Origin of the sequence: Streptomyces sp. NPDC001750, from assembly GCF_042892615.1 — a bacterium.
GTDB lineage: Bacteria > Actinomycetota > Actinomycetes > Streptomycetales > Streptomycetaceae > Streptomyces.
Map to the genome: position 1 here is coordinate 84,463 of NZ_JBIAUE010000006.1, position 21,144 is coordinate 105,606.

At 73.9% G+C, this 21,144-nt stretch carries 15 protein-coding genes and 1 pseudogene; 7 read left to right on the top strand and 9 right to left on the bottom strand.

Going from position 1 to position 21,144, the window contains the following annotated elements; all coding sequences use genetic code 11:
* Window positions 1-144 precede the first annotated feature (144 nt).
* Window positions 145-678, top strand: coding sequence for a redox-sensitive transcriptional activator SoxR (soxR, locus tag ACFYY6_RS12345; RefSeq protein ID WP_389192958.1), 534 nt, complete (start codon window positions 145-147; stop codon window positions 676-678).
* Between the two features lie 199 nt (window positions 679-877).
* On the opposite strand, the gene ACFYY6_RS12350 is transcribed toward soxR, so the two are convergent.
* Window positions 878-1,489: a hypothetical protein gene (locus ACFYY6_RS12350; protein ID WP_351522894.1), complete on the bottom strand. Its 612-nt coding sequence runs from the start codon at window positions 1,487-1,489 to the stop codon at window positions 878-880.
* Between the two features lie 227 nt (window positions 1,490-1,716).
* Between ACFYY6_RS12350 and ACFYY6_RS12355 the strand changes: the two genes are divergently transcribed.
* The gene (locus ACFYY6_RS12355; RefSeq protein WP_351522892.1) at window positions 1,717-4,545 is read left to right on the top strand and encodes a penicillin acylase family protein; all 2,829 of its coding nucleotides are present in this window, start codon (window positions 1,717-1,719) and stop codon (window positions 4,543-4,545) included.
* A 95-nt stretch (window positions 4,546-4,640) separates the two neighbouring features.
* Here the strand turns inward: ACFYY6_RS12355 and ACFYY6_RS12360 are convergent, their stop codons facing one another.
* Window positions 4,641-5,924 (bottom strand): DUF1343 domain-containing protein, encoded by a 1,284-nt coding sequence (locus ACFYY6_RS12360; RefSeq protein ID WP_351522890.1) that lies wholly within the window; start codon window positions 5,922-5,924, stop codon window positions 4,641-4,643.
* A 272-nt stretch (window positions 5,925-6,196) separates the two neighbouring features.
* Between ACFYY6_RS12360 and ACFYY6_RS12365 the strand changes: the two genes are divergently transcribed.
* The 3 genes from ACFYY6_RS12365 (at window position 6,197) to ACFYY6_RS12375 (ending at window position 13,010) form a co-directional block, all read left to right on the top strand.
* Window positions 6,197-6,967, top strand: coding sequence for an SDR family oxidoreductase (locus ACFYY6_RS12365; protein ID WP_386607357.1), 771 nt, complete (start codon window positions 6,197-6,199; stop codon window positions 6,965-6,967).
* Between the two features lie 298 nt (window positions 6,968-7,265).
* Window positions 7,266-7,868 (top strand): TetR/AcrR family transcriptional regulator, encoded by a 603-nt coding sequence (locus ACFYY6_RS12370; RefSeq protein WP_351522887.1) that lies wholly within the window; start codon window positions 7,266-7,268, stop codon window positions 7,866-7,868.
* Window positions 7,869-8,030: 162 nt separating this feature from the next.
* Complete coding sequence (locus tag ACFYY6_RS12375; protein WP_389192962.1) at window positions 8,031-13,010, top strand: HEAT repeat domain-containing protein; 4,980 nt, start codon at window positions 8,031-8,033, stop codon at window positions 13,008-13,010.
* Between the two features lie 237 nt (window positions 13,011-13,247).
* Here the strand turns inward: ACFYY6_RS12375 and ACFYY6_RS12380 are convergent, their stop codons facing one another.
* From ACFYY6_RS12380 to ACFYY6_RS12410, 7 genes and pseudogenes are all read right to left on the bottom strand, one after another.
* On the bottom strand, window positions 13,248-14,462 hold the full coding sequence (locus tag ACFYY6_RS12380) for an acyl-CoA dehydrogenase family protein (protein ID WP_351629291.1): 1,215 nt from the start codon (window positions 14,460-14,462) through the stop codon (window positions 13,248-13,250).
* Window positions 14,463-14,468: 6 nt separating this feature from the next.
* Window positions 14,469-15,491 carry a phosphotransferase family protein gene (locus tag ACFYY6_RS12385; RefSeq protein ID WP_351526015.1) on the bottom strand — a complete coding sequence of 341 codons (1,023 nt, stop codon included), beginning with the start codon at window positions 15,489-15,491 and terminating at the stop codon, window positions 14,469-14,471.
* Window positions 15,492-15,710: 219 nt separating this feature from the next.
* The gene (locus tag ACFYY6_RS12390) at window positions 15,711-16,022 is read right to left on the bottom strand and encodes a DUF202 domain-containing protein (RefSeq protein ID WP_351526017.1); all 312 of its coding nucleotides are present in this window, start codon (window positions 16,020-16,022) and stop codon (window positions 15,711-15,713) included.
* A complete protein-coding gene (locus tag ACFYY6_RS12395; RefSeq protein ID WP_351526019.1) occupies window positions 16,019-16,414 on the bottom strand; it encodes a DUF202 domain-containing protein in 396 nt (131 codons plus the stop codon). The genes ACFYY6_RS12390 and ACFYY6_RS12395 overlap by 4 nt, the downstream gene beginning before the upstream one ends.
* Before the next feature lie 43 nt (window positions 16,415-16,457).
* Entirely contained in the window at window positions 16,458-17,042 is a 585-nt protein-coding gene (locus ACFYY6_RS12400; protein ID WP_351629298.1) for an NUDIX domain-containing protein, read from the bottom strand.
* Window positions 17,043-17,102: 60 nt separating this feature from the next.
* Window positions 17,103-17,201 (bottom strand): annotated as a pseudogene (locus tag ACFYY6_RS12405) (SDR family NAD(P)-dependent oxidoreductase); the annotation flags it as partial.
* 16 nt (window positions 17,202-17,217) lie between these two features.
* Complete coding sequence (locus tag ACFYY6_RS12410; RefSeq protein WP_351519171.1) at window positions 17,218-18,111, bottom strand: DMT family transporter; 894 nt, start codon at window positions 18,109-18,111, stop codon at window positions 17,218-17,220.
* 241 nt (window positions 18,112-18,352) lie between these two features.
* Between ACFYY6_RS12410 and ACFYY6_RS12415 the strand changes: the two genes are divergently transcribed.
* Together ACFYY6_RS12415 and ACFYY6_RS12420 are read left to right on the top strand one after the other, a co-directional pair.
* Entirely contained in the window at window positions 18,353-20,008 is a 1,656-nt protein-coding gene (locus ACFYY6_RS12415) for an FAD-binding dehydrogenase (protein WP_351519173.1), read from the top strand.
* 88 nt (window positions 20,009-20,096) lie between these two features.
* A complete protein-coding gene (locus ACFYY6_RS12420) occupies window positions 20,097-21,038 on the top strand; it encodes a LysR substrate-binding domain-containing protein (RefSeq protein ID WP_351519174.1) in 942 nt (313 codons plus the stop codon).
* Window positions 21,039-21,144: the final 106 nt, after the last annotated feature.

Consider the following 21,144-nt stretch of genomic DNA (forward strand, 5'->3'; position numbering starts at 1 on the left):
TGGGCCGCGCGCCCGTAGTGAGGAAGCCGGGCGAGGGGCGACACCCTTCGCCCCGGGCTGTCCAAGCGCTTGCTCAGCATGGTTGGCGGGTGAGTTCCTGTCAACGACGGACCGGCCCGGGGAGGGACACGTAGGGTTGGGGAAGTGCCTCAGATTCCACATTCACTCCAGGAACTCACGGTCGGCCAGCTCTCCGCGCGCAGCGGGGCAGCCGTCTCCGCCCTGCACTTCTACGAGGCCAAGGGGTTGATCAAGAGCCGCCGGACCAGCGGCAACCAGCGCCGCTACACCAGGGACGCGCTGCGCAGGGTCGCGTTCGTGCGCGCCGCGCAGCGGGTGGGCATCCCGCTGGCCACCATCAGGGACGCTCTGGCCGAACTGCCCGACGAACGCACCCCGAACCGCGACGACTGGGCGCGGCTCTCGGCGGCATGGCGCGCCGAACTGGACGAGCGCATCGCACAGTTGGCGCGGCTGCGTGACCACCTCACCGACTGCATCGCCTGCGGCTGCCTGTCGTTGGAGACCTGTGTGCTCTCCAACCCGAACGACGTCTCCGGTCAGTGGATCAGCGGCTCGCGCCTGATGCCGGAGCGCCGCGCGGACGACGGCGGGCGGAGGGGCGGGGCCGAGGAGGACGAGGCCCGGAAGAACGGGAATCGGCGGGACGGGGCGTAGGAGGGCGGGGAGTGGAAGGGGATCTGCGGTGGATCGCTCCGGTGGATCGGCCCGGCGGCAGGGCGCCCGCGACACCGGGCGGCGGATCGCCCGTCGGTCCGACGGCGTCGAGTCCCGCGCCAGGTCTTCCGCGCGCCCCGGGCCCGTTCGTGGGCACCAGGTGGGCGTTCGGGTGGCGTACCGGTGACGTGCGGCGCGGTCACGCCGCCGACGCGAGGTCCCGCCGCCGCGCGCCCCGGGCCCTCGCCAGCGCCCCCGGTGTGAGGACCGGACGGGGCACCAGGATCCCGCACCCCGAGCAGACCGGTCCGGTCCACTGCTCGCACACCGGATCCGGCCGCCACTCGATCTCGTCGCACCCGCACACCGGGCAGGCCGTGCCCGGCCCCGCTTCCAGGGCGGCGATCAGCCGGTCGAGGACCTCGGCGAGCGGCGCCGAGGGATGAACGGCCGGATCCGCGCAGCGGGCCACCCCGTACCCGCCCCAGGCGCGCCGGTGCCAGTCGTCGAACACGACGGGTCTGCGCAGCCCGTCGTGCTTCTCGCGTCTGCGGCGCGCGGCGAAGGACGCCTCGTAGCCGAGCCAGGCGGCCCTGGCCGCCTCCAACTCCTCCAGCGCGCCCACCAGGCGCACCGGATCGGGGGAGCGGTCCTCCGGCTCGAACCCGTGCCGTGTGCACAGGTGGTCCCAGGTCGCCCGGTGTCCGTAAGGGGCGAACCGCTCCAGGCACTTGCGCAGCGAATACCGCCGCAGTGCCAGGTCGCTCCCCGGGTCGCGCACCTGTCTCGCAAGACTCCGGAATCCGGCCACTGCGCCATCACCTCCGTCGCTCGTACTTCGGCGTCAAGAGATAGACGAACGGGCGCCCGTTTGGGATCCCGCGACGGGCAAGAGTGTCCGGAAAGCGAGATGAGCGTCTGTCACGCGGAGCGGTGGCGGCGGCATGTGACGATTCGGAAAAGGTGATCGTTGCTCATCTTACCGGCCGGTCGTACCGCCGGTAACCTCCGGCCCATCGGCCACCCGGAGGAGTGCGCATGCCCCCACGCACCATCATGTCCACAGCCGCCGCCACGGCGGCCGTCCTCGCCCTCGGTGTCACCCTGCTGGCCGCGGCGCCGCAGTCCGGCGCCGCGGCGGCGGAGCCCGCACCCGTCACCGACTACTGCCAGGGGCAGTGCGACGACATCCTGCCGCCCGGCCAGAACGGCAACGCCACACTCGTCGAGATCCTCGGCAACAAGGCGTTCGGCACCCACCCCGCCCACAGCGACGACCAGATCGACCGCTACGACGGCCTGGTGGCCGGTCACACCGCGCTCACCGACCAGAAGCTGACGGACTTCTTCAACGACGCCTCGTTCGGCGTCCCGAAGGACCGGGTCGAGTCGGTCGTCTCGCCCCGCGCCGACGTCACCATCACCCGTGACAAGGCCACCGGCGTCCCGCACATCAAGGGCACCACCCGCTACGGCACCGAGTTCGGCGCCGGATACGCCGCCGGGCAGGACCGGCTCTGGCTCATGGACCTCTTCCGGCACATCGGACGCGGCCAGTTGACCTCGTTCGCCGGGGGCGCGCTCGCCAACCAGGGCCTGGAGCAGCAGTTCTGGCCGCAGGCCCCGTACACCGAGGCCGACCTGGAGGCCCAGGTCGCGTACATACGGACCCATGAGGGCCCGCGCGGCGAGCAGGCCATGGCGGACGCCCAGGCGTACGTCGACGGCATCAACGCGTACCGCGACAAGTCCAAGAACGGCCGGTACTTCCCCGGCGAGTACGTGCTCACCGGCAAGATCGACGCCATCACCAACGTCGGCGAGATAGAGCCGTTCAAGCTGACCGACCTGATCTCGATCGCCTCCGTGGTCGGCGGCCAGTTCGGCGGCGGTGGCGGCGGCGAGGTGCAGGCGGCGCTCTCGCTGCTCTCCGCCCAGCAGAAGTACGGGGTGGCCGAGGGGACCAAGGTCTGGGAGTCGTTCCGGCAGCGCAACGACCCCGAGGCGGTCCTCACCGTCCACGACGGCACCGCGTTCCCGTACGCGGGCAAGCCCGACAAGGCGCGCGGCACCGCACTACCCGACGCCGGGTCCGTCACCGTCGAACCGCTCGTCTTCGACCGCACCGGCTCGGCGGGCACCGACCGCAAGGCCCCCGTCAAGGCCCCGGCGAACCTCAGGAAGGCCCAGGGCATCTACGACGACGGCGTCATCCCCGAGGGCTCGCTGCCCGGGTCCGGATCCGGCGCGCAGAAGCGCGGCATGTCCAACGCCCTGCTGGTGTCCGGCAAGCACACCGCGAGCGGGAACCCGATCGCCGTGTTCGGCCCGCAGACCGGCTACTTCGCCCCGCAGCTGATGATGCTCCAGGAACTCCAGGGGCCGGGTATCAGCGCCCGCGGCGTCTCCTTCGCGGGCGTCGGCATGTACGTTCAGATGGGCCGCGGCCAGGACTACGCCTGGAGCGCCACCTCGGCGGGACAGGACATCACCGACACCTACGCCATCGAGCTGTGCGAGCCCGACGGCTCCGCGCCCACCAAGGACTCCACGCACTACCGCTACCGGGGCACCTGCACCGCCATGGAGACGCTGGAGCGCACCAACTCCTGGAAGCCGACCGTCGCCGACTCCACGGCCGAGGGCTCCTACCGCATGCAGGTCCGGCGCACGCACTACGGCGTCGTCACCCACCGGGCCACCGTCGGCGGCAAGCCCGTCGCGTACACCTCGCTGCGCAGCACCTACCGCCACGAGGCCGACTCGATCATCGGCTTCCAGATGTTCAACGACCCGGACCTGGTCAAGGACGCCGCCTCGTTCCAGCGCGCGGCGAGCAACATCGACTACGCCTTCAACTGGTTCTACGCGGACTCCCACACCGCCGCGTACTACAACAGCGGCATGAACCCGGTGCGCGCGGCGGGCGTCGACCCTGCGCTCCCGGTGAAGGCCGAGCGGGCCTACGAGTGGAAGGACTTCGACCCGGCCGCCAACACCGCCGCGTACACCTCGTTCGCCGAGCACCCGAACTCCAACGGCCAGGACTACTACGTCTCCTGGAACAACAAGCAGGCCGAGGGGTACTCCGCCGCAGGCTTCGGGCTCGGCGCGGTGCACCGGGGCGATCTGCTCGACGACCGGGTGGCGAAGCTGGTCGCGGAGGGCGGCGTGACCCGGGCCTCCCTCACCCGGGCCATGGCCGAGGCCGGGATCACCGACCTGCGCGGTGAGCAGCTGCTGCCCGAGCTGCTGAAGGTGATCCGGTCCCGTCCGGTCACCGACCCCGAACTGAACGGTGTGGTCCAGCAGTTGGAGTCCTGGCGGGCGGCCGGCTCGCAGCGCAGGGAGAACGGCTCAGGCTCGCACGGCTACGCGCACGCCGACGCGATCCGCGTCATGGACGCGTGGTGGCCCCGGCTGGTCGAGGCCGAGTTCCGGCCCGGTCTCGGCGACGACCTCTACCGGGAGCTGACCGCGGCCCTCGCCACCGACGAGTCCCCGGCGGCGAGCCACGGCGCCAGCGGCGCGCACAGCGGCTCGGCGTTCCAGTACGGCTGGTGGGGCTTCGTGGACAAGGACCTGCGCAAGGTCCTGGGGCAGCCGGTCAAGGGCCCGCTGGCCAGGACCTACTGCGGCGGCGGTGACCTCGGCGGCTGCCGCGACGCGCTGCTGGCCTCGCTGAAGGAGGCGGCGGCGCAGCCGGCCACGCAGGTCTACCCGGGCGACGACACGTGCAAGGCCGGGGACCAGTGGTGCGCGGACGCGATCGTGCACCGGGCGCTCGGCGGCATCTCCCAGAAGACCATCCACTGGCAGAACCGTCCCACGTACCAGCAGGTGGTGGAGTTCCCCGCCCATCGGTGAGCACGGAACCCGTACGCCGGGTGGGGACGGAAAACGTACGCCCGGGTGGGTCCGGACCCGCGGGTCCGGACCCACCCGGCCCGTCCGGCGCAGCCTCAGCGGTACTGGAGGTACTTCTTCCGGACGGCCCGGAACGCGGCGAGATCCGCCGCCCAAGCCCCCACCACCTCGTCCGTATCGGCCCCCGCGTCGATCATCGTGCGGACCCGGGTGTTGCCGGTGAGCTTGTCGATCCAGTTGTCGGAGCGCCACTCGAAGCCGCTCCAGGTCCGCTTCGCCGTGACCAGCAGCCCGATGCCCGTGCGGACCGGATCGAAGGCGGCACGGTCGTGGACGTGCACCTGCACCCCGCCGACCGTCTTCCCCTGGAACTTGGAGAACGTCGGCGCGAAGTACGCCTCGCGGAACGCGACCCCCGGCAGGTCCAGCGCGTTCGCCGCGGCCGCCCAGCGGTGGTCGATGCCCTCCGCGCCGAGCAGCTCGAACGGCCGGGTCGTGCCGCGCCCCTCGGAGAGGTTCGTGCCCTCGAACAGGCATGTGCCCGCGTAGACCAGCGCCGTCTCGGGCGTCGGCATGTTGGGGCTCGGCGGCACCCACGGCAGGCCGGTCGTGTCGAAGAAGTCCGAGCGCCGCCACCCGGACATCTTCACGATCCGCAGGTCCACCGGCCGCTCCAGGAACTCCCGGTCGAACAGCAACGCCAGCTCGGCCACCGTCATGCCGTGCGCCTGGGCGATCTCCCGACGACCGACGAACGTCGCGAACGCCGGGTCGAGGACCGGCCCGAGCGCCGCCCGTCCGGTCACCGGGTTCGGCCGGTCCAGCACCACGAACCGCTTGCCCGCGAGGGCCGCCGCCTCCATGCAGTCGTACAGGGTCCAGATGTACGTGTAGAAGCGGGCACCCGCGTCCTGGATGTCGAAGACGACCGTGTCCACGCCGGACGCGGTGAAGACGTCCGCGAGCGGCTGCCCGCTCTTGAGGTACGTGTCGTAGACCGGGAGTCCGGTCGCCGGGTCCTCGTACCGTCCTTCCGAACCGCCCGCCTGCGCGGTGCCGCGGAAGCCGTGTTCGGGGCCGAAGACGGCGGTCAGGTCCACCCGGCCGTCCGGGTGCATCACGTCGACGATGTGGCGCACGTCGGAGGTGATCCCGGTCGGGTTGGTGACGACCCCGACCTTCTGGCCCTTCAGCAGCGCGTAGCCGTCCGCCGCCAGCCGGTCGAAGCCGGTGCGGACCCGCCCGCGGCCGTTGCCGCCACCGTGTCCTCGGCCGGCCGCGGGGGCCGCGGTCGCCGTCCCGCCACTGCCTGCGGCCGTCGCCGCGAGGGCGCCCACCGCGCCGCCGGCGGCCAGCAAACCACGTCTGGACAGGCTCATTCGGCTACCTCCGTGATCGCGACGTCTGTCATGGTCACGCACGCTAGCGCGTGATCAGGCCATACGGAACGAGCCGGACGTGACCAGTGCGGCGGGGGCGACGGCGGTGCCTCCCCGGGCGGCGCCGCCTCGGCGGAGGCGGAACGACCCGCGCGACCGGCCGCTCGGGCGCCTCCCGCGCGTGGACCTCTCGGACGGGCGGCGACCTCTTCCGTTCCCACATACCGACTGGTTAGTCTGCCGGGTGCAGTCGGCGGAGAGAGGCGGTACCGATGAGTGGCACGGTGCGGGGCGCGGGCGTGGTGGTCACCGGGGCCGGAGGCGGCATCGGGGCCGCGCTGGCCCGTCGCTTCGCGGCGGAGGGGGCGCGGGTCGTGGTGAACGACCTGGACGAGGCGCGGATCGGTGGTCTGGCCGAGGAGATCGGTGCCGTCGCGGTCGCCGGCGACGCCTCGCGGACCCTGGACGCCGTCCGCGACGCGCTGGACGGCACCGTCGACGTCTACTGCGCCAACGCCGGTCTGGCCTCGCCCGGTGACGTCTTCGCCGAGGAGGAGGTCTGGGCCGCCGCCTGGGACGTCAACGTCATGGCCCATGTCCGGGCGGCCAGGGCGCTGCTGCCCGGCTGGCTGGAGCGCGGCGCCGGCCGGTTCGTCTCGACCGCTTCCGCCGCCGGGCTGCTGACGATGATCGGCGCAGCGCCGTACAGCGTGACCAAGCACGGTGTCGTCGCCTTCGCCGAATGGCTGTCGCTGACCTACTGCCACCGCGGCGTCAAGGTGCACGCCATCTGTCCGCAGGGCGTGCGCACCGACATGCTGACCGCCGCCGGATCGGCCGGTGAACTCGTCCTCGCGCCCACCGCCATCGAGCCGGAGGCGGTCGCCGACGCGCTCTTCGACGCCATGGCCGAAGACCGCTTCCTCGTGCTGCCGCACCCCGAGGTCGCCGGGTTCTACCGTGCCCGGGCCGACGACCCCGACCACTGGCTCGGCGGCATGAACCACCTCCAGCGGAAGTGGGAGGAGAGCGGCGGCGCCTGACCGGATTCGTCCGCACGGATCGCGGGGCCCGATTCGTCCGCACGGACCCGCAAGGACCCGCAGGGACCCGCGCGGACGGGAGTCCCGCCGAGAGAGGGGGTGCCGATTTGGCGGCTACGGGCAGGGGTGTCCCATATATCACGGGCCCGCGCGTCCGGGACGCCGACCGGACACCCGGGGACCGCGAGTGGGAAGATCCTCGGGCGCCGACCGCGTTCCCCTCGGTGGACCGCATCGCACGCGGCACGCACGGCGCACGGCGCGGACCCGCGCACAGGACGGAAGGAAGGCGACGGCCATGACCAAGGTGACGGACGGGGAACCGGAGGAACCGGCCCCCGTACCCCGACGGCTGCTCGCCGCCGCCACCCGACTCTTCGCCGAGCAGGGCTACGACCGCACATCCGTCCAGGAGATCGTCGAGGCGGCGGGCGTCACCAAGGGCGCGCTCTACCACTACTTCGGCTCCAAGGAGGACCTGCTCCAAGAGGTGTACGCCCGGGTGCTGCGCCTCCAGCAGGAACGCCTCGACGCCTTCGCGGGCGCCGACGCCCCGGTCGAGAAGCGTCTTCGCGACGCCGCGGCGGACGTGGTCGTCACCACCATCGAGAACCTCGACGACGCCGCGATCTTCTTCCGCTCCATGCACCATCTGAGCCCGGAGAAGAACAAGCAGGTGCGGGCGGAGCGGCGCCGCTACCACGAGCGCTTCCGGGCCCTGGTCGAAGAGGGGCAGCGCAGCGGCGTGTTCTCCACGGCCACCCCCGCGGACCTGATCGTGGACTACCACTTCGGCTCGGTCCACCACCTGTCCACCTGGTACCGGCCCGACGGCCCGCTCAGTCAGCAGGAGGTCGCCGACCACCTCGCCGACCTGCTGCTGCGCGCCCTGCGCCCGTAGCCACCAGCCGGTCTCCGGCGGCCGGGGCACGCTCCACGCACGAGTTACGAGCACGGACGCGGCACAGACCCACGGGCACGACCACGGACACGGTCACGAGCCGCGCCCGGGAAGCCGGAATCCCGTTGACGGCGGCCGGAGCACCGTCGTTAGCATCCGACGGTGAGGCCACCGAGCGACGCGCAGACCGATGAACAGTTCCACGAACGGATACGGGAAGAGATCCACGACGCCGTACGCCGGGCCGACGCCGCCCGGTTGTCCGCGCTCCTCGACGCCCGGGACTGCCCGCCCGCCCTGCTCGGGCGCCTGATCCGGCACGAGGATCCCGGCCTGTGCGAACTGGGGCTCGTCCTGCTCACCGAGCGCGTCACGCCCGACGGCCCGTCCGACGGGGCGGAGGGGGCCGAACTGGCCGGACTGCTGCCCGGCACGCCGACGGGGCGGCCGGAGGCGGACCTCCTCCTCGCCGGACTTCATGAGCGGCTCGCCCCGTACCTGCGGGGCCGTCCCCGCCCGGCGTGGCGCACGGCGGGGCTCCCGGCCCGGGTGCGGATCGCGTGGCTGTGCGCCGACCTCCTCGACGAGCCGAGGCTGATCCGCGAGGAGACCCGCGGCGAACTCCTCTACCAGGCGGTACGGGCGCTGGACATCGCCCGCGCGCCCCGGCCGGCCCGGCTGGTGGACGAACTCGCCGGCAGCGGGGACCCGGTGCTTCGCGCCGAGGCGCTGCGGCTCGCCCGGCAGGGCCTGCGCGCCGGACTCCTGGCACCCGCACGGGTCCGCACGACCCTGACCGCTCTGATCGCCACCGACGACGCCCCGGCGGCCCCTTCCGCCGACACCGCCCCGTCTCCCGCCCACACCGCCCCGGCTCCCGCCGACGGTCCGCCGTTCCTCGACGGCGGCGCCCCCGTCGTCGCCGACGCGCTGCGCGAACTCGGGGAGCCCTGGGCCGCCACCGAACCACTGCCGCCGGGACACCTGTCCCCGTTCCTCACCGCCGCGTCGGCCCGCACCGGGCCCGGGACGCTCGACGCGGCGCTCACCGCCGCCGCCCGCCACGGCCACGGGGCGCTGCTGCGACGGGCCGTCGCGGATCCCGGCCTTCCGCCGGGCGCGCGCCGACGGGCGATGGAACTGCTGGGCGGCCGGGCGGACCGCGACGACATCGGCGATCTCCTGGCGGTCGCCGCGGAGGATCCGCTGCTGCTCGGACGGCCCGCGCTCGCCTGTCTGCGGGGCCTCCACCGGCGCGGGCACTTCGTGGCCGATCCGCACGCGCGGGCCGTCGTCGGCCTGGCCCTGGCCGATCACTCGATTCCGCCCGACGAGGCCGCGACCATCCTGTTCACCTGCCGGGCCGAGACGTTCCGGAGCCTGACCGACGCGGACCCCGCTGATCCCGGATGGCCGCGACGGCTCGCCCTGCTGGTGGCTCTGGCCGGACAGGGAACGGACGAGCTGCCGGTCGGGGAGGCGATCACCCGCGTACTCTCCTCGGCTCCCGACCCCGGCCCGTTCCTCCGCGCGATCCGCGAACTGCGCCACCGGCGGGCCGAGGAGGCCGTGATCGCGCTGCTGCCCTCGGCGCCCGCCGCCGCTCTCGACACGCTGGAGGCCATCGGCGGGCGGCGGACGGTACGGGCGCTGCGCGACGGCCTGGGCCTGACCGGGGCGCCGCCCGCAACCCATCTGTACGCCGTGCGGCACCGCGCGCTCGAACTGCTGTGGCAGCTGACCCGCGACCCGGAGCAACGGCAGGCCCTGCTGGTACGGCTCGACCCGCTCGATCTTCCGGCACGTGTGGCGGCGGACCTCGGCGGACCCGACGAGCGGGAACTGGCCCTGTTGCGCTCCCGCCCGGACCCGGACGGGCCGGTGGCGGCGCTGCGGCGGACAGCGGCGTACGGCGGCGCGGGCACCCTGCCGGCCGTCGCCGACCTGCTGTTGCGCATCGTGTCCGACCTGGCGGCCGGCCGGCTGACCGCGCCCGTCACCGGGCCGCACGACCGGGTCCGGCCGGGCGCCGAACCGGTGGTGCCCCAGGAGGTTCTGGACGCCGTGCACGCTCTGGGCCGTCGGCTGTACGAGCGGGGCGCGATCCGGCCGGTGTGCCTGCTCGACGCGGCGGACGCGCCGGAGGCCGGTCACGCGCTCGTCGCGACCACGGCCCTGGACCTGCTGGAACGTCCCGGCCTCGGCGACCACGAGCGGACGATCCTGCTGGAGCTGCTGGGCAGGGCACCCTGGTCCGGCACCCGGGCCCGGGTCCACCGGCTGCTGCGTCACCGCGACCGGCATGTGCGCAAGCACGTCATCGCCCTGCTCGCCCGCGACTCCGGTGGCGTGGACGCGCCCGGAGGCAGGGGCACGCCCTCGGGTGCGGACACGTCCGCCGACGGAGACAGGGCCGACGCCGAGGACGCGCGGGCGCTGTCGGCGACCCTGATCGCGCTGACCCGCGCCCCGGACGTCCAGACCGTCCGGCAGGCGCTGCTCGCCCTGGGCCGGGCGCGCGCCCACTGGGCGTCCGAGGCGATCGCCGCCTGCCTCGACCATCCGAACATGAACATCAGGAAGACGGCCGCCGAGGCGCTGGCCCGCGCCGGCACCCCGGCAGCCGTGCCCCGGCTCCTGCACGGGCTCGGGCACCACGACAACCCCGGGCTGCGCGACGCGCTCGTCGAGGCGCTGCGCAACGTCCTCGGCGACGCGTACGCGGCGACGCTCCTCGCCGCCGCCGAACACAGCGGCGACACGCGGAGCCGGGACCGGCTCCTGGAAGCACTTCACGGCACCCTCACGGCGCGTTCGGTCCTCGCCCTGGACGACCAGGGGTCACCGGTGGCGGCCTCCCTGCTCGCCCTGGTCGCGGCCGGGCGCGTCGGCCTGGCATCCGGGACGGTGCCGGACCTCGCCGCGGCCATGGCCCGGCACGGGGTCGCCGCGCCGGACGAGGTACGGAGGCCGCCGACGGACGACGGGACCGACCACGACATCACGACACTGGTGACCGGGGGCTGGGACCCGGCGGTCGCGCTCCGCCTCGCCGGGCGCGCCGACCGCCCCCGCCCCGAACGGGCGGCGCAACTGCGGCCGATGCTCGGCGACCTGCTCCGGCTGGCCTCCGCGCGCCCCGCGGCCCGGAAGGACGTGGTGCGACTGGCGCTGCGTGCCTGCCCCGGGCCCCGGACGGCCGACGAACTGACGGCGTACGCCCGCTCGGTCCCGGTCCTGCTCGCCACGCTCACCCAGGCCCGGGACGAGGACCGGCACGACCTGATAGCGGTGCTCGAAGAGGTCGCGGCCGAGCTGCCGGCGGCGGCCAGACCGGCCGTCGTCGCCTCGGTACGGGCCCTGCGCCCCGCGCCCGCGGCCCCGCACAGGTCCACGTTGACGCTGCTGCGCCGGCTCGACGCGGTGCTGGTCCGGGCCGACCTCGACCGGGCGCTCGACGCGGCCCGGCTCGGCGCCGACCCCTGGAAGGCGGTGACCGCCGTGCTGCGCGAGGCGTTCGCGGTCCCGGAAGCAGGCTCCGCCCGGTCGGACGGTGGCCGGGCGGAGGACGGCCCGGCCGGTCCTTCCCCGGCGCCCGGCTCGTCGCGGCCCGGACGAAGCCCCGTCCGCGGAACCGCCGTCGGCGCGGCCCCGCCCGCCGGGCTCGGAACCGACGGGACCTGGGCCGTGGGCGACGAGGCCGACAGGGCCCGGGCCTGGCGGGCGGCGCTGCACGGGGCGACGCGCACCCCGGCCGCGCTGGAGGAGTTCCGCCGGCGCGACGACGGCTGGCTCGGCTCCCGCGGCCGGCTGGCCGCGCTGATCGAGGCCCACCACGGGGCCGACCCGGGGATCCGGGCCGCCCTGCTCGACTGGATGACGCTGCTCCAGCCGCTCGACGCGCCGCCCTGGACCATCGCCGAGACCGCCCGCACACAGCCCCCCGCGCCCCGGCGCGTACGGGGCGACGACCTCGACGGGCCCCGCTCGACCCCGCTGCGCGCACGCCTGCTCGCCATGCTGGAGTCCGCCTCCGCCGACCACAGGGCGACCGCCGCCCGCGCACTGGTGACATGGCCCGAGCCCGACACCCGGCGGGCCGTGCTGCTCGCGTTCCTCCGGGGGCGCGTGGATCTGCCCGTCGACAACGGCCTCGCCCGTGTGCTGACCGCGCTCGACCCGGCGGACCTGCGCGGCGACGGCATCCTGCGCGACCGGGTGGCCCTCGTGGCCGCGAAGCTCGGCCCGGGGGAACGGGAACCGCTGGTGCCGCTGCTGCTGGAATGGTGGGAGCAGGCCCCGCCCGCCCTGCGACCGGCGCTCGTGGGCGCCCTGCGCGCCCACCCCGCCGACGCGCTCGCCCGCGCCCTCGAAGGCCGCCTCGACGCCGGAGCCTGGGGCTTCCTCGACCTGCTCGTCGGCCGTCGGCTGCTGCGCACCCCCGCGCTGACGCGCGTTCATGAGCGGCTGCGCGCCGAAGGATGCGACGCGCTCGCGGACCGGCTCGTCCTCGTCGAGGGCCCCCTGCGCGACCCGGATGCGGGACGACGGGACGCGGCGGCGCGGGCGGAGCTCCGCGCCCGTACACCGGCCGCGCCCGCCGGGGCGCCGCGCCGCGCCTCCCGGCGGGAACTGCTGGAGCTGGCCCGCACCGGCACCCCGGACCGGGCCTGCCGGGCCCTGACGGAACTCGCCGACGCGCACCCCGGACCGGAACCGGACCGGGACCCCGAACTGCGCGAGCTGCTCGATGAGTTGCTGCTGCGCTCCCGGGGCAGGGTCCGGCTGCGCGCCCACCGGGCCTCACGGGTGATGCTCGACCGCGACACGCATCTGCGCCACACCGAGCTCCTGCTCGACGACCCCCGGAGCGACGTGGTGCGCTCGGCGGTCCGTACGCTCTGCCGCACCCGCTGGCGGCCCGCGATCCCTGCCCTGACGGCCCTGCTCACGCACCCGCGTCCGGCCGTGCGCGAGGCGGCGGCCGACGGTCTCGCCGGGATGGGCGAGGCGGCCGTCCCCGCCCTCCGCCACGCCGCCGACCACGCCCGCCCCGACAGGCGCGCCCGCTACACGTCCGTGCTCGACCGGATCACGGCGGCGCGGCCCGCAGGGCGGCGGCCGGGCCCGTCCGGCGACTGAGAGCGACGGCACCCGGCGGCCCGGCCGCGCGCCCGCCGGGCGCAGGTCCCCCGCGGGCCCGCCGCAGCGCCGCCTAGTGCTGTGGCCGGAAAGGTCTGCCGCGAAGCTCGCGGCGTCCGGTGCGGTGCGTCGCAAGGCGGAGGATCGCCCTCGTACGGGACGTACTCGGGTGATGCGACAACGCGGCGAGGTGCCGTGCCGGGCGTCGCGAGCCGGTGAACCTTTCCGGTCGCAGCACTAGAGGTACCTCTTGATCTCCCGCCGCGCCAACGACCGCTGGTGCACCTCGTCCGGCCCGTCCGCCAGTTGCAGGGTCCGCGCCGCCGCCCACAGCTCGGCGAGCGGGAAGTCCTGGCCGACCCCTCCGGCGCCGTGCAGCTGCACCGCCCGGTCGAGGATGCCGACCACCGCGCGCGGGGTGGCGATCTTGATCGCCTGGATCTCCGTGTGCGCGCCCCGGTTGCCCACCGTGTCCATCAGCCAGGCCGTCTTCAGCACCAGCAGCCGCAGCTGCTCCACCGTCACCCGCGCGTCCGCGATCCAGTTCTGCACCACGCCCTGCGCGGCGAGCGGCTTGCCGAAGGCCGTACGGGACACCGCGCGCCGGCACATGAGCTCGATCGCCCGCTCGGCCATGCCGATCAGCCGCATGCAGTGGTGGATGCGGCCCGGCCCCAGCCGCGCCTGCGCGATGGCGAAGCCGCCGCCCTCCTCGCCGATCAGGTTCGCCGCGGGCACCCGCACGTTCTCGAACACGACCTCCGCGTGCCCGCCGTGGTAGTGGTCCGCGTAGCCGTACACCCGCATGGCGCGTCGTACGTCGACGCCCGGGGTGTCGCGGGGGACCAGGATCATGGACTGCTGGCGACGGATGTCGGTCCCGTCGGGATCGGTCTTGCCCATCACGATGAAGATCGCGCAGTCCGGGTTCATCGCCCCGGAGATGTACCACTTGCGGCCGTCGACGACGTAGTGGTCGCCGTCCCGCTCGATCCGGGTCTCGACGTTCGTCGCGTCCGACGAGGCGACCTCGGGCTCGGTCATCGCGAACGCCGAGCGGATCTCCCCGGCGAGCAGCGGCTCCAGCCACCGCTTCTTCTGCTCGTCGTCGCCGAACTGGTGCAGCACCTCCATGTTCCCGGTGTCCGGGGCCGCGCAGTTGAGCGCGGTCGGCGCCAACTGCGGCGACCGGCCGGTGATCTCGGCGAGCGGGGCGTACTGGAGATTGGTCAGCCCGGCACCGTACTCGGCATCCGGCAGGAAGAGGTTCCACAGCCCCCGCCTGCGCGCCTCGGCCTTGAGATCCTCGACGACCTGCGGGGTCTGCCACGGGGACGACAGGAGCGCGCGCTGTTCGTCGGCGGTCCGCTCGGCCGGGTACACGTGCTCGTCCATGAAGGCGAGGAGCCTGCCGCGCAGCTCCTCGGTGCGCGCGTCGAATGCGAAGTCCATGGGTGGTCAGCCTTCCTGGAGAGTGGTGAGGCCGTGCTCGATGAAGACGGGGACGAGGTCGCCGATGCGGTCGAAGCCGGCACCGACCGTCCGGCCCAGGGTGTAGCGGTAGTGGATGCCCTCCAGGATCACGGCGAGCTTGAACCAGGCGAACGCGGTGTACCAGGCGAGGGCGGAGGTGTCCCGGCCCGACCGGGCGGCGTAGCGCTCGATCAGCTCGGCCGGGGAGGGATGTCCGGGCGCGCCGCTGGTGGTGGAGACCGGGGAGTCGGCCAGCCCGAGGTCGGAGCTGTACATCACCAGCAGGCCCAGGTCGGTCAGCGGGTCGCCGAGCGTCGACATCTCCCAGTCGAGCACGGCCCTGATCCGGTCGTCGTCGCCGATCAGCACGTTGTCCAGGCGGTAGTCGCCGTGCACGACCGCGGGCGCGGGGGAGTCGGGCAGCGCGCGGCCGAGCGCGGAGTGCAGCTCGTCGACACCGGGCAGCTCACGGTTGCGGGAGGCGTCCAGCTGTTTGCCCCAGCGGCGCAGCTGACGGTCGAGGAAACCCTCGGGCCGCCCGAAGTCGCCGAGTCCGACGGACGCCGGGTCCACCGCGTGGAGCTCGACCAGGGTGTCCACGAGGCCGAGCACGGCCGCCCGGGTGCGTCCGGCGCCCAGCGGAGCGAGCTGCTCGGCGGTGCGGTACGGGGTGCCCTCGACGTACTCCATCACGTAGAAGGGCGCCCCGAGCACCGAGTCGTCCTCGCAGAGCAGCACCGGTTCCGGCACCGGCACGGCGGTGGGATGCAGGGCGCTGATGACGCGGTGCTCGCGCCTCATGTCGTGCGCCGTCGCCAGTACGTGCCCCAGCGGGGGTCTGCGCACGACCCAGCGGCCGGTGCCGTCGGCCACGAGATAGGTCAGATTCGACCGGCCGCCCTCGACGAGCCGGGCTTCGAGCGGTCCGTTCACCAGCCCCGGCCGCTCGCGGTCGAGATGCCCGCGCAGCCGGTCGAGGTCGAGACCTGGCGGATGGACTGGGCTCATGGTGCGCACCTCCGGGATGAGAGACGGTCGGAGTTCATGATGCCGACCAGTCGGTATGTCGTCCAGCGGCCCCCGGGGATTCGGGGCGCGGGGGGTGCCGGGGGCCGGTGATGGGGTGAGGTACGGGGCAGGCGGAGGGCACGGGGGATGGAGGGAGGCGGGGGTACGGGGCGGCGGGAAAGGCGGCCGCGACCCGGTGGCACGTACGCGCGCCGGTCCTCAGAACACCAGGCCCGCGGCGAACACCGCCAGCGCGATCACGCACGCCGCCGCGGCCAGCGCGCCCCGCGTCGGCAGCGGCCGGGGCCGCCCGGTCGCCATCCGGACCATCCGGCGGTGCGCCAACAGCAGGAAGGCCAGCCAGGCGAGCGCGCTGAGCGCGACGGCGACGAGGGCCGCGGGGCCCGCCCCGGCGTGCAGCGCCTGCCGGACCGCCAGCAGCGCCACCACCGTGCAGGACAGTGTCGTGCGCCGCCACGCCAGCCTGGTCCGCTCGGGCTGCAGCCCGGGGTCGCGCGCACCGTCCGTCACCGGCTCTCCCAGCCGAAGAGGACCACCAGCACCATCGCCACGGCGACCACGGCGACGGCCAGCCCCAGCAGCGTCGGGAACCGGGAGACCGGCAGGTCCTCGCCGCGCCGCATGGCCCGTTCGCAGCGCACCCAGTGGTTGATCGCCCGCAGCGCGCACAGCACACCGGACGCCAGCAGCGCCAGCGCCAGACCGGCCCGGACGCCCCACGCCAGCTCCGGAAGGAACTGGTCGACCGCGAAGCCGCCGCCGATCAGCGCGAGGGCCGTGCGGAGCCAGGCGAGGAACGTCCGCTCGTTGGCGAGCGAGAACCGGTAGTCGGGGGTCTCGCCCTCCTCGCGGATGCGCTGAGGCGCGAACCACAGCCGCAGTCCTCGTACGAATTCGTTCATGCCCCAACCCGTCCGTCGTCGTACCGATGGCCGCCGACCCGGCTCAGGACGCCGCTCCGCCCGCCCGGAAGGCGCGCAGCCGGTGGTACGCGTCCAGGCCGTCCGGCACCCACTCCCAGTCGTCGAGCCGGCGCTCCAGTTCGGCGTCGGTGAGGAAGGCGTGCCAGGCGACCTCCTCGGCCTGCGGGTTCACCGGCAGCTCGCACCGTACCTGGTACACCCGGCTCCACCAGGAGTGTTCGGCGCTCGTGTAGAGGAACGAGAACAGCGGCTCGGGCCGGGGCAGGCCGCGCACGCCGAGCTCCTCCTCGGCCTCCCGCAGGGCCGCTTCGTCGTAGGACTCGCCCGCTCCGACGACCCCGCCGACGAACATGTCGTAGTGGGACGGGAAGACCGGCTTGGTGGGGGTCCTGCGGTGTACGAAGAGCCGGCCCGCGGCGTCCCTGGCCTCGATGAACACACAGCGATGGCGCAGGCCCCGCGCGGTCGCCTCACCGCGCGGGGCCTGCCCCACGACCTCGTCGTTCTCGTCGACGATGTCCAGGATCTCGTCGGAAGGGGTCCGGGGAGGGGTTCCGGTGGAAGCGATCGCGCCAGTACCGGAAGGGATCTTGTCGGAAGAAGCCATACCCCTCATCCAACAGCAGATCCCCCTTCGTGATCACTGCCCCGTGACGTCTTCGTGCGCGTAGCTGGAGGTCAGGGCCGGTCCCATCAGCCCGGCGGCCGAGGAGATGTTGACGATCGAACCGCCGCCGTTCTCCCTCATCACTGGGATCACGGTCCGTGACCGGACGCGTGTTTCAGTTCGGCTGGAGGCTCTTGTGCCGGTGCCTGCCCACCCGCCCCTCCGGCATGGCCGGATGCAGTCCCAGCAGCACGATCCCGACGACGATCGCCGCGAGTCCCGACGCCTGCCAGGCCAGCGCGACCGCATCGGTGCGCAGGCGGTCGCCGAGGAACCCGACCCCGCAGGCGATCCCGGCCAGCGGCTGGGAGGCGGTCAGCGGCGGGAGGGAGACCCGCAGCGGGCCCGTCTCGAACGCGCTCTGGACCAGGAGCAGGCCCGTCACCCCCAGGACCACCACCCCGTACGGCTGCCACGCGGTCAGCGCGGCCGCGAAACCCCCCTCGGTGATCCGCTGGCCGGTCAGCCGGGTGAGCGCGTCCTGCAAGCCGTACAGCAGGCCGGCCGCCACCGCGAGCAGCGCCGGGGCGGCCCCGGAACGGTGGCGCTTGGCGACGGCGGTGAGCAGCAGGGCGGCGCCCACGACCACGCCGATGACCAGCCAGTGCCGCAGCGGATCGGTCACCGCCTCGCCGCCGCGCGGCTGGCCCGCCACCAGGAACGCGGTGACCCCGCCCGCCAGCAGCCAGAGCCCGGACCAGCCCTGCCGGCCGAGGCGCTGCCCGGTGCGGTGGCGCGACAGGGCCATCGCGAAGAGCAGATTGGTGGCGAGCAGCGGTTCGACGACGGACACCTCGCCCTTGCCCAGGGCCAGCGCGCCCAGCACCATGCCGCAGACCATCAGCCCGATCCCGGCCAGCCAGCTCGGCACCCGCATCAGATCCAGCAGCAGGCGGGGGGAGAGGTAGTCGCTCCTCGGCGCGTGCGAGGCGGCGTCCTGCTGGAGGACGAAGCCGAAGCCCAGGCAGCAGGCGCCACTCACGGCGAGCACGAAAACCAGCACCGACACGCTTCTACCCCAAGGCAGGCCGGAAATGGGTGATTTGTTTCGACGATAGCGCCTGTGACCGCCGAGCGCGGTCGGAGTGCCGCCGACCGGGCGGTTGACGTCGTGGCGGCCGGTGCCGAAGATCTGACGCACGAGTAACTTCCGCTGAATCCCGGCGTTCGGGCCGGACGCCGACGTGGCCCGGCGGTTCCCGCCGACGAAGCCATGAGGCCCGGCCGGACCCCCGACAAGGATGGAACCCATGGCGTACGACGCTGACGTGATCGTGATCGGGGCAGGGCTCGCGGGTCTGGTGGCCACCGCCGAGCTGGTCGACGCGGGCCGGTCGGTGATCCTGCTCGACCAGGAGCCCGAGCAGTCGATCGGCGGCCAGGCGCACTGGTCGCTGGGCGGACTGTTCCTCGTCGACTCGCCCGAACAGCGTCGGCTGCGGATCAGGGACAGCCATGAGCTGGCTCTCCAGGACTGGCTCGGCACGGCCGGTTTCGACCGCGAGGAGGACCACTGGCCGCGGAAGTGGGCCGAGGCGTACGTCGACTTCGCGGCCGGTGAGAAGCGGTCCTGGCTGCACGCCCAGGGGCTGCGGATCTTCCCGGTCGTCGGCTGGGCGGAGCGCGGCGGCTACGAGGCGACCGGCCACGGGAACTCCGTGCCCCGCTTCCACATCACCTGGGGCACCGGCCCCGGCGTGGTCGCCCCCTTCGAGCGCCGGGTCCGCGCGGGTGCGGCCAGGGGGCTGGTCCGGTTCCGGTTCCGCCACCGGGTCACCGGCCTCGGCCGTACCGCGGGCACCGTCGACACGGTGACCGGCGAGGTCCTGGAACCGAGCGCGGCGGCCCGGGGCACCGCGAGCAGCCGGGTGGTGACCGGCGCCTTCGAGCTGCGGGCCCAGGCGGTGATCGTCACCTCCGGCGGCATCGGCGGCAACCACGACCTGGTGCGCGAGCAGTGGCCCCGGCGGCTCGGCACCCCGCCCGCGAAGCTGCTCTCCGGCGTGCCCGCCCATGTCGACGGGCTGATGCTCGGCGTCGCGGAGAAGGCGGGCGCCCGCCACATCAACCGCGACCGGATGTGGCACTACACCGAGGGCATCGAGAACTGGAACCCGATCTGGGACAAGCACGCCATCCGGATCCTGCCCGGCCCGTCCTCGCTCTGGCTGGACGCCCGCGGCAGGCGGCTGCCCGTCCCGCTCTTCCCGGGCTTCGACACCCTCGGCACCCTCGAACACATCATGAGGTCCGGCCATGAGTACACCTGGTTCGTCCTCGACCGGAAGATCATCGGCAAGGAGTTCGCGCTCTCCGGCTCCGAGCAGAACCCCGACCTGACCGGGAAGTCGGTCCGCGACGTGATCGGGCGGGCCCGCGCCGACGTACCGGCACCGGTGAAGGCGTTCATGGACCACGGGGCGGACTTCGTCGTCGAGAAGGACCTGTCCGCCCTGGTGCGCGGGATGAACGCGCTGACCGGCGAGGCGCTGATCGACGAGGCCGAGCTGCGCCGCGAGATCGTCGCCCGCGACCGGGAGATCACCAACCCGTTCACCAAGGACCTCCAGATCACCGCGATGCGCGGGGCCCGCGCCTACCTCGGCGACCGGCTGATCCGCACGGCCGCACCGCACCGCCTCCTCGACCCCGCGGCCGGCCCGCTGATCGCCGTACGGCTCAATATCCTGACCCGCAAGTCGCTCGGCGGGCTGGAGACGGACCTGTCCTCCCGGGTGCTCACCGAGGGCGGCGGCCCGCTGCCCGGTGTGTACGCGGCGGGGGAGGCGGCCGGATTCGGCGGCGGCGGGGTGCACGGCTACCGCTCGCTGGAGGGGACCTTCCTCGGCGGCTGCGTGTTCTCCGGCCGCGCGGCGGGACGGGCGGCGGCGAAGGCCGTCGGCTGAGGACCGTCCCGCGCCGGCCCGGCCCTCGTGGGATGTCCGGAACCGGCCCGTCCGGTGCGGGGGCGCGGATCGCGGATAGAGTCGGGGAGTGAAGATCCCGCGCCTCCTCGACGGGCGGCTGAAGTTCCGCCACCTGGTCCTCGTCGACGCGCTCTCGCGGCAGGGAAGCGTCGTCGGCGCCGCCGCGGAGCTGCACGTCACCCAGCCGGCCGCCACCCGCAGCCTGCACGAGCTGGAGGAGATCCTCGGCGTCCCGCTGTACGAACGCGGTCCGCGGGGCGTCACCGCCACCGTGTTCGGCGAGGCGTTCACCGAGCACGCGCGGGCGGTGCTGGCCCAGCTGGCCCAGGCGGGCCGTCATGTCGTGGAGCTGGCCGACGCCGACCGCGGCACCGTGATCGTCGGCACCCACCTGGCCGGATCCAACGTGCTCCTCCCGAGGGCCATCGCGGACATCAAGAAGAAGCGCCCCTGTCTGACGGTGGTCGTGCGGGAGGCGTCGCCGGAAGCGCTGCTCCTGGACCTGGAGGCCGGCCGCATCGACTTCGTCGTCGGCCGGCTCACCGTCCCCTCCGACGAGCGGATCGTGCGCCGCAAGCTCTACGACGAGTCGGTCGAACTCGTCGTCGGGGCCGGGCACCCGCTCGCCGGGCGGGACCCGGTGGACCTCGCCGGGCTGGCGGACTACCCGTGGATCCTGCCGGGGGCCGAGACTGCGCTGCGGCGGGAGATCGAGGAGTTCTTCGCCCGGCACGGCATGCAGCTGCCGATGAACCGGGTGGAGACCACCTCTTTCCTGACGGTCCGTCAACTCCTGCTGGAGACGGATGTCGTCGCGGCACTTCCCAGCCTGATCGTCCAGGACGACCCGCGGCTCGTCCGGCTGGCGCTGCCGCTGGACCCGATCAGTCACAGCGTCGGGCTGACCCTGTCGGCCGCCCGCGCGCTGGGCCCCTCGGCGCAGGCGGTGATCCGGAGCCTGGAGGACATCGCCGCCCACATGTCCCCGCAGGCCGTGGACGGCGACTGACCCGTTCCGGGCCCGGAGGGGCCTCGGGCGGTGGCGGACGGGCGGTGCGCCGAGCCCGTCACCGGGGCGGCCACCCGGAGCACCGGTCCCGAGCACCGGTCCCGCG